Origin of the sequence: Streptomyces capitiformicae (assembly GCF_002214185.1) — a bacterium.
GTDB lineage: Bacteria > Actinomycetota > Actinomycetes > Streptomycetales > Streptomycetaceae > Streptomyces > Streptomyces capitiformicae.
In genome coordinates this window covers 10531147-10539750 of record NZ_CP022161.1, presented here as the reverse complement: position 1 = coordinate 10539750, position 8604 = coordinate 10531147, and the positions used below count along the sequence as shown (strand labels likewise).

3 protein-coding genes and 1 pseudogene are annotated in these 8604 nt (G+C 68.5%); 3 read left to right on the top strand and 1 reads right to left on the bottom strand.

Annotated elements, in window-relative coordinates; genetic code table 11:
• Positions 1–43 precede the first annotated feature (43 nt).
• A pseudogene (locus CES90_RS47220) lies at positions 44–1402 on the top strand (type I polyketide synthase); the annotation flags it as partial.
• 624 nt (positions 1403–2026) lie between these two features.
• Here the strand turns inward: CES90_RS47220 and CES90_RS47215 are convergent.
• Complete coding sequence (locus CES90_RS47215) at positions 2027–4294, bottom strand: glycoside hydrolase family 97 protein (protein ID WP_208921723.1); 2268 nt, start codon at positions 4292–4294, stop codon at positions 2027–2029.
• A gap of 796 nt (positions 4295–5090) precedes the next feature.
• On the opposite strand from CES90_RS47215, the gene CES90_RS47210 reads away from it, so the two are divergent.
• Entirely contained in the window at positions 5091–6518 is a 1428-nt protein-coding gene (locus CES90_RS47210; protein WP_208921721.1) for a glycoside hydrolase family 43 protein, read from the top strand.
• Positions 6519–7101: 583 nt separating this feature from the next.
• The gene (locus CES90_RS47205; RefSeq protein ID WP_208921719.1) at positions 7102–8478 is read left to right on the top strand and encodes a glycoside hydrolase family 43 protein; all 1377 of its coding nucleotides are present in this window, start codon (positions 7102–7104) and stop codon (positions 8476–8478) included.
• The last annotated feature ends 126 nt before the right edge of the window (positions 8479–8604 follow it).

Here is an 8604-nt window from a genome sequence, read left to right as displayed (position 1 = left end):
CGGTGCTTCGGGGTCTCCCGGAGCACGAAGTGTGGAGCTGAGCATGTCCTCCGAAAAAGTCGTCGAAGCCCTCCGTGCCTCGGTCCGGGAGAACGAACGGCTGCGCAAGCACAACCAGCAACTGCGGGACGCGATGACCGAGCCGGTCGCCATCGTCGCCATGGCCTGCCGATGGCCGGGTGGCACCGAGACCCCGGAGGACTTCTGGCGGCTCCTCGCCGACGGCACGGACGCCATGACGGACTTCCCCACCGACCGCGGCTGGGACCTGGGGGGTGTTCTGGAACCTCCGCACAGCGCCCACGGCGGTTTCGTACGCGGTGCCGACCGCTTCGACGCCGACTTCTTCGGCATCTCGCCCCGCGAGGCCCTCGCCATGGACCCGCAGCAGCGGCTTCTGCTGGAGGTCTCCTGGGAGGCCGTCGAACGGGCGGGCCTCGCCCCCGCCTCCCTGCGCGGCAGCCGCACCGGTGTCTTCGTCGGTGCCAGTAACCAGGAGTACGGCGCCGGACTGCGCGAGATCCCCGAAGGGGTCGAGGGCCACATCCTCACCGGCAACACCGCCTCCGTGGTCTCCGGCCGAGTCGCGTACACGCTGGGCCTGGAGGGTCCGGCGGTGACGGTGGACACGGCGTGCTCGTCGTCGCTGGTCGCCCTGCACCTCGCCGTGCAGGCGCTGCGGGCGGGGGAGTGCGACCTGGCGCTGGCCGGTGGCGTGACCGTCATGTCGAGCCCTGCGGTGTTCGTGGAGTTCGCGCGGCAGCGGGGGCTCGCGGGGGACGGCCGCTGCAAGGCCTTCGCGGACGCCGCGGACGGTACCGGCTGGGGCGAGGGCGTGGGCGTGCTGCTCGTGGAGCGGCTGTCCGACGCACGCAGGAACGGCCACCGGGTGCTGGCCGTGGTGCGGGGCAGCGCGGTCAATCAGGACGGCGCCTCCAACGGTCTTACGGCGCCGAACGGTCCCTCCCAGCAGCGGGTGATCCGCGCCGCGCTGGCCGGTGCGGGGCTGTCCGCGGCGGATGTCGACGTGGTGGAGGCGCACGGTACGGGGACCTCGTTGGGCGATCCGATCGAGGCGCAGGCGCTGCTGGCGACGTATGGGCAGGACCGGCCGGACGAGCGGCCGTTGTGGCTGGGGTCGGTGAAGTCGAACATCGGGCACACGCAGGCCGCCGCCGGTGTCGCCGGTGTGATGAAGATGGTGCTGGCCATGCGGCACGGCGTGCTGCCCCGCACCCTGCACGTCGACACCCCCTCCACCCATGTCGACTGGTCCGCGGGAGAGGTGCGCCTGCTCACCGAACCCCGGGAATGGGCGCGTACCGAGGACCGTCCGCGCAGGGCGGGGGTGTCGTCCTTCGGGATCTCCGGCACGAACGCGCATGTGGTTCTGGAAGAGGCCGGTGAGGGGGACGCGGAGGAGCCGAGCGTCGGTGCCGGTGCCGGTGCCGGTGCCGGTGTTGTGGTGTGGCCGGTGTCACGCAGCTCCATCTGTGGGACTGCCACGGCGGCTCCAACCAGAAGTGGACCACTCTGACCGCCGGATGACGCCCGCTCCCGGGGCCTGAGCCCAGCTCAGGTCCTGGGAGAACATCGGTGGCGGGCACCGCCGGGTGCGGCGCCCGCCGTGGCTGAGGTCAGTAGTCCTGGGCGGACTCCGGCCAAGAAGGCGGGGGTTCTACGTTTCTGACCGCGGTCACGCTCGCGTCGGAAGCGGGGCGGTCCTCAGCCACGGCAGCGCGGCCGGCACGGCCACCTCGCTCGCCCCGCGAAGGCCAGGCGAGCTGTCGACGCCTGGGGCGGCGGGCGTCAGACCGCCCGAGCCGCCCCAGGCACCGCCGCACACGGTACCGGCCACCGTGGCCATGCCCCACGCTGATGCACCTGTCCGGGCCCTTGAGAAAATGTTCAGGCCGGGAAGTGGACCCCCGTCGACCGCAGGCGGAGTACGACCGGCTGCTCAGTGCTTACGGCGGGCAAGAGAGTGCCCTGGGCACCGGTTACGTCCGCTCGCATGTCAGCTGCATCAGGAGACGGTGAACTCCTGGTGGTCGGCGCCGTCGAACGGGCGCTGCTCCAACTGGTCGCCCTGGGCGCTGCCCGCGGTGAGGTAGAGACCGCTGTGGCGGTTGAGGAGCCGGATACGGCCGTTGCCCGCGTCTTCCGCCAGCCATTCGTCGTTGGTGTTCGCGTTCGCTTCGTACGTGTACTGGACGGCCTTCGCGCCCGCGTCGCGGGAGGCCCACCGGATGACGACGTCCTTGCCACTCTCCTGGTTGACGATCCGCGTGTATCCGTCGCCGAGGGGGACGAACGCGAAGCGCTGGTTGGTGCCGCCGGTGCTGGTCCAGCGGATGATCGGGGCGTCGTTCACGAGGCTTCTGCTCTGCACGTCGAATACGTGGCTGCTGCCGGCGATGGTCACCGTGCGGTTCCCGGTCGGGATGACCGGAACCTTGGTCAGCCTGACCACGTGGCCGCCGCCCGCGACCGCCGGGACGCTGAGTGTGTCACCGGCCTGGATGACCTTGCTGGTGCGGGTCAGGCCATTGGAGCCGTCGGTGGTGATCTCCGCGTGCCAGGTACCGGAGCCGAGGAACGTGGTCGGGTAGCTGATGGTGGTGGCGCCGCCGCGCCTGAAAGCCCCGACGAACCACCGGTCGCCGTCGCGGCGCGCGATGACCCCTCCGGTGAGCGGGTCGCCCGAGACGTACTTCGTCTCGTCCCACACGGTCGGCAGCATGCGCATCCACCGCTGTGCCTCGGGCCGGGCCTGGTAGTCCGAGATGCGGCTGCCGGGCAGCATGATGCCACTGTCCAGGAGTACACCGAGGGCGAGTTCGGCGGCGTCGCTGTTCGGGTTGCCCTGCTGGAAGCTCATCGGCGAGTAGTCGGCCGGGCCCAGTACGCCGCGAGTGAACGGGAGCGCGGCCACGTGCCCGATGTCCCGGCCGCCGGGGTATTCCTCGCCGCGGACGGCCTCATTGGTCAGCACGTGCGGCCAGGTGCGGTGGACACCGACGGACAGGCGCGAGCCGTGCAGGTCGACCATCAGCTTGTAGCGGGCGGTGTCGGCCAGGGCCGCGTCGTACCACTGCTGACGGGCCCGGGTCTCGGAACCCATGAAGTCCATCTTGACGCCGACGGCTCCCCACCCGGTGATCTTGGTGAACTGGGCGTCCCGCTCGGCGGCGGTGTCCAGGTCCTGCCAGTGGTACCAGAGCATGATCCGCACGCCCCGCTCCCGTGCGTAGGTCACGAGCTCGGGAATGATCGCCTCGTTGGCCTTCCACCCGTCGTCCACCAGAAGGTAGGGCCAGCCCTGTGAGGAGGCGTAGTCGGCCCACTGCTTGAGCTTGGTCAGGTCGCGCTGGGTGGCCCACATGCCGTCCAGCCACGGCCACGCGGCGATACCCGGCTTGATCCACGAGGTGTCGGAGATCTTCGACGCGGGCGCGACGTCGTCGACCAGCGTGGACTCCACGACCGTCGCCGTGCTGCCGATGATGGCGGTGCGCCACGCTGTGGTGAACGCGCCGGATCGCACGATCTGCGCGTCGGCCAGCGCGACGGTGAACCGGCCGGTGCCCTGGGTGTGGGTGAACCAGCCACCCGAATAGTTGCCGTCCACACCGGACTCGGCGAGCAGCACCCTCGCGCCGTTGGCCTGCTGGGCGAACATGCCCATGTCGTAGGAGCCGGTCGGGACGTCGGCGACCGTAGAGGTCGCATAGCCCCTCTCGTGATCGGGACTGAACACCTGCCGGGACAGCTGGGCGTCAGTCGGCAGTTCGAACGACGTCGCCTCTCTCAGCACCGTCGCACCCGACGGCAGCTCGTAGCGCAGCGCCATACCATCCGCGGAGGTGCGGACGTGTACGGTCATCTGCGCGGAGCCCTTCGCGAACACCAGTCTCGTCTCGGTCGCGGACCGCGTCCGGTCGCGGGACTTCCCCGCTTTGACCTCGTAGTTGTACGAGACGGGGGTATCCGTGCGTCTGACGAACTCCAGTCCGGTGGTGAAGTCGACCTGACTGGTCACCAGCCCGATCGGAGCGGGTATCAGGGCTTGGCGGCAGTTCCAGGTCGCGCCGAGCGAGAGGGCGCCGTTCACATCCAGCGCCACGGTGGCGCGCACACCGTCACAGCCGGTCTGCGCAGCACCGGGCTGGACCGACGTCCAACTCCCCGGCGTGGCGGCGGATGCGGGCACCGCGGTGACCGAACCCATGCCGGCGAGGAGGGCAGCCGCCGTACCGGCGACTCGAATCCCGCTTCGTTGTAGGAGTTTCATGCGGCCCTCCGGGTGAGGTGGGTGAGGTGGTCCGCCGCGTGTCGCTCGCGCCGGGAGTCGGACGGAGATTGCCCTTACATCCCATCACTGTCAAGGGATACGTCCCCAGATCCCGGAGTTACCCGGCGGTCACGGCTTACAGCCCGGCTTTTTATGGGATGTCTGGCGTCGACTGGGTGCACTCGGCTGCCGGCACCAGTGCCGTGTGACCCGACTGGCGGGCCAACTCTGCAATGTGGTCGAAGAGTTGGTGGGCAAAGCGGGCGCCCGCCTCTTCCGTGGGCAGACGGGGGTACGGGACGGAGCCGTTTGACCGGACAGGCCCGTTCGATAAGGGACCACTGATGTCGAATGTATTGACGCACCCTGTTTCCCTCACTTAACGTCTGCCGACCTTACGAACGCTGTTCGATATATCAAACAATTCGGCTGGCCGGAAACCGAGTTGGCTACGGCGCTTCCCCCGACCACGAGCACGGGGAGGGAACGCCGCCGCAACAGCGGTCAGCACCAAGAGGAGGAGCCCTCCTGATCACCACGACCGCCCCGCCCGGTCGACAGCCATGACTTAGCCCCACAAGCCGTACCACCACCGACGCACCGGCTCACATGCCCAGCCCCGCCGTCACCACAGCGACGCCCACCACACACGGGAGACACACCGTCGCCCGCATCCCCCCTTCCGGATCGCGCGGCAACCGGCCCTGTCCCGCCCACACCGAGAAGCCGATCTTCCCCCGCCACCCGCTTTCCCCCTCCGCTCGAGGTGGCACTTGCAGAACGACAGGAGATGCTCATGTCCGTGGTTCTCTCCCGGCTGGCGGCGATAATTGTCGCCGTCGGCCTGCTCTTCACCTCCCAAACCCTCGCCACACCCGAGCGGGCCGCCGCAGCCGACCCCGGCTACCTGATGGTGCACTTCACCGGCGATTCCGCGACCGGACAGAGGCTGTACCTCGGGCACAGCACGGACGGCCTGCACTGGAACGACCTCAACGGCGGAGCGCCGGTCCTGCACTCCCCGATCGGCACGAAGGGGGTGCGTGACCCCGCACTGGTGCGCTCTCCCGACGGCAGCAAGTACTGGATCATCGCGACCGACCTGTGCATCCGCTGCGGCTCGACGTACACCAACGGCAGCCCCAACTTCGTGGTGTGGGAGTCGACGGACCTGGTGACCTGGTCGAAGCCCTGGCTGCTCAGTGCCGCCGGACTGATCCCCGGCGGACGCAACGCGTGGGCGCCGGAGGCGATCTGGAACCCCGAGACCAACGACTACGTCCTGTACTGGGCGACGAACGCCACGGTGAACGGCGTGTTCAAGTACCGCATCTACTACGCCCGCACCACGGACTTCCGCACCATCACCACCCCGCAGATCTGGATCGACCCCCCCGGCACCACGCACGTCGTCGACACCCAGATGACCGAGGTGCCCGCCGGTGTCGGCAACTACCGCTACGTGCGGGTCTCCGGCGACGGTCAGAACACGGTCGAGGGCAGCAACTCGATCCTGGGAACGTGGACCAACCTCGGCAACCTCTCCAGCCTCGGCCTCACCGGTAACGTGGTCGAAGGCCCGGTCTGGATGAAGTTCCGAGACCGCAACGAGTGGGCCCTCTACATCGACTACAACAGCCCACAAGGCGTACGCGAATACAGGCCGATCCTGACGACCAACCCGTCCAGCGTCAGCACCTACCGGCTTCAGGATTCGACCGGCTACGACATGGGCGGCACCCCGAAGCGCCACGGCGCGATCATGACCCTCACGGCCGCCGAGGAGAGCCGCGTGCTCGCCCGCTGGCCCAACACCCCGGCCCAGCGGCTGCAGTCGTACAACTTCCAGGACCGCTACGTACGCCACACCAACATGGACGTACGCATCGACCCCGACGTCATCCCCGCCGACGACGCCCAGTTCCGGCTGCGGCCCGGCCTGGCGGGCACCGGCACCGTCTCCTTCGAGTCGGTGAACTACCCCGGCTACTTCCTGCGGCACGCCAACTACGACTTCCAGCTCGCCTACAACGACGGCACCACCCGGTTCGCCGCGGACGCCACCTTCCGCAAGGTCGCCGGCCTCGCCGACTCGACCTGGTCGTCGTTCCAGTCGTACAACTACCCCGACCGCTACATCCGCCACTACGCCTACCAGCTGCGCCTCGACCCGATCACCACCGCGACAGGCCGCGCCGACGCCACCTTCCGTGTGACGAACTGACCCGACACCCACAGGGACGCCGGCGCCTCCGGGGAGAGCGCCGGCATCTCCCGGCATCCGCCGCCCAACGCCGTCCTGCTCGACTTCGCCCACATCGCCGAATACACCTGTACCGCTGCCCACGTCTGCCTCGCACCTGGCAGCCAGGAAGCCGAGACTGGGCCGCGCCCCGCCTGACCACGATCCTCGCAGGCCCGGCCGACCGAGCCGCCCACAACATGCTCGCGCAGGCCGCCCACGAACACCCGCCCCGTTCTCACCACGAGGCCGTCATCGCATGCCACCGCTACCTCACCGGCCACCTCGACCAGCCGCCCCACGACACCACACTCGACGCCCACCGGGCCCACCACACCACACACGAGCACGAACGGCTTCGCTTCAGAAGCGCCGCATCCTCTGGCGGTAATGCGCCAGCAGTGGACCATGCGGTCCCGCAGACGGTCGGCGACCGATCCTGCGAAGCCCTTTCCGTGCGGCATTGGCGTCCGATCACTTCACCGAACGACGTTCGACATGTTGACCAAGGTGGTCTTTCGATACGACCACTTCCCCGGCTTTCCACACACCTTGGAGGCACCAGATGAGCGCAACCCCCCTCCCGTCGCGCCGGCTGTTCCTCGGCATGGCCTCGGCCGTGCCGCTGTCCATGACCGGCGCGCTGACCATCGGTAGCCAGTCCGCGAGCGCCGCGACGGCCTCCCCGTTCGTCATGGCCTACTTCACCCAGTCGCCCAGAGGCCTCGGCACGGACTACGGCCTGCACCTCGCGGTCAGCACCGACTCGCTGCAGTGGATGCCGCTGAACCAGAACAACCCCGTCGTGACCCCGACCGGGGGTGACGGTGGTCTGCGCGACCCCTTCATCCTGCCCAAGCAGGACGGCACCTTCGTCGTCCTGGCGACCAACCTGAAGGGAACCGACTGGACCAAGCAGAGCCAGGTCATCCACGTCTGGGACTCCGCGGACCTGCGCTCCTTCGACAACTACCGCCTGCTGAAACTGCACTCGATGGCCACCCACAGCTGGGCGCCCGAAGCCTTCTGGGACGCCTCCCGCGGCCAATACGGCATCATCTACTCGGCAGTCAACAGCAGCGGGCACAACGTGATCATGGTCAACTACACCACGGACTTCCAGACGGTGACGTCGCCGCAGGTCTTCTTCGACCCGGGCTACGACGTGATCGACGGCTCCCTGGCCATGAACGTGAACGGCGTCAACTACCTGTACTTCAAGGCCCGCAACAGCCTCGTGGGTGCGAGGTCCACCTCACTCAGTCCCGGCAGCTTCACCGTCTACACCTCGGGCCTGGCGCCGCAAGGAGGCATCGAGGGCCCGATCCTCGCCCAGGCCAACGGCACCTGGTACCTGTGGGGCGACGCCAACGCGCTGTTCTACACCTGGCAGACCAACGACCTCTCCACCGGCACCTGGACCGCCACCGACCGACGCGTCTACACCCAGCCGCTGAACTCCAAGCACGCCGACATCAAGCCGATCCCGCAGACGGTGTACGACAACATGGTCGCCAAGTGGGGCAAGCCCGCCTGGAACCGACTGAAGTCCTACAACTTCCCGGACAGATACTGGCGGCACGCCGACTACATCGGCCGCATCGACCCGTACCCCTTCGACCCGTACACCGACTCGCAATGGAAGCTGGTGCCGGGACTGGCCGACCCCTCCGGCGTCTCCTTCCAGTCCGTCAACAACCCGACCCGCTACCTGCGGCACGCCTACTACCAGCTGCGACTGGACGTCAACGACGGCACCACGAAGTTCGCGGCGGACGCCACCTTCCACAAGACCGCCGGACTCGCCGACCCGTCCTGGTCGTCGTTCCGCTCGCACAACTACCCGGACCGCTACATCCGGCACTACAACTACGTGCTGCGCATCGACCCGATCTCCAGCGCCGTCGGCAGGGCCGACGCCACGTTCTCCATCTGGTACTGACGCAACACGCCACGGAAGCCCGCGAAGCCTGCTCGCCAAGGGGTAAGCGGGCCGGCCGCGGCGGCGTCGGGCGGTCACGGCCGAGGCTGAGTGACGAATCGGGCAGCACCAGCAGGGTCTTGCGGG

Bases quoted from the DNA above. Each gene is read 5' to 3' on its own strand.
- CES90_RS47215 (WP_208921723.1), bottom strand. From the start codon at position 4,294: ATGAAACTCCTACAACGAAGCGGGATTCGAGTCGCCGGTACGGCGGCT.
- CES90_RS47210 (WP_208921721.1), top strand. From the start codon at position 5,091: ATGTCCGTGGTTCTCTCCCGGCTGGCGGCGATAATTGTCGCCGTCGGC.
- CES90_RS47205 (WP_208921719.1), top strand. From the start codon at position 7,102: ATGAGCGCAACCCCCCTCCCGTCGCGCCGGCTGTTCCTCGGCATGGCC.